The organism is Wolbachia endosymbiont of Cardiocondyla obscurior, assembly GCF_902713635.1.
Lineage (GTDB): Bacteria > Pseudomonadota > Alphaproteobacteria > Rickettsiales > Anaplasmataceae > Wolbachia > Wolbachia pipientis.
The window spans coordinates 1-495 of sequence record NZ_CACTIU010000129.1 but is presented as its reverse complement, the minus strand read 5'-3'; the positions used below and the strand labels follow the sequence as shown (position 1 = coordinate 495).

The following is a 495-nucleotide window of genomic DNA, read 5'->3' as shown; positions in this document are numbered from 1 at the left end:
AAGTTGTAAGTCTGTATATTTATGCATTAAAGGTCTGAGGCGGCTTTTGATGGTATTCCAACAATGCTCTATAGGGTTCAAATCTGGTGAATATGTTGGTAGATAGAGCAAACGGCATCTAGCATTATCTATTAACTCCTTTGTTTTGGGAGTTTTATGGAATGTGGCATTGTCCATAACTATTGTAGTACCATGTGGCAATTTAGGTAATAACATCTTCTCTAACCATGTATTGAATACCTCTTTGTCACACCCACCTTTGAAAGTCATTGGTGCAATAAATCTCTTTCCAATCCACCCGCCTATTATACTGATTCTCTCTCGTTTTCTTCCTGGAATATCTGCATAAATTTTCTTTCCTATTGGAGCACGTCCATACTCTCGGTATAACCTATTATCAACTCCTGCTTCATCTATATATAAGATGCTGGAATGGTCTATTTTTGAGATTTTATCGGTAAATCGCTGCCTATCTTCTTGATTGCGCTCTTGATA

General features: G+C 37.2%; 1 protein-coding gene. It reads right to left on the bottom strand.

What is annotated here, in order from left to right; genetic code table 11:
- A partial coding sequence (locus tag WOCAOBSORBRA_RS06095; protein ID WP_174516161.1) for an IS630 family transposase occupies positions 1 to 495 on the bottom strand: 495 nt, incomplete at both ends.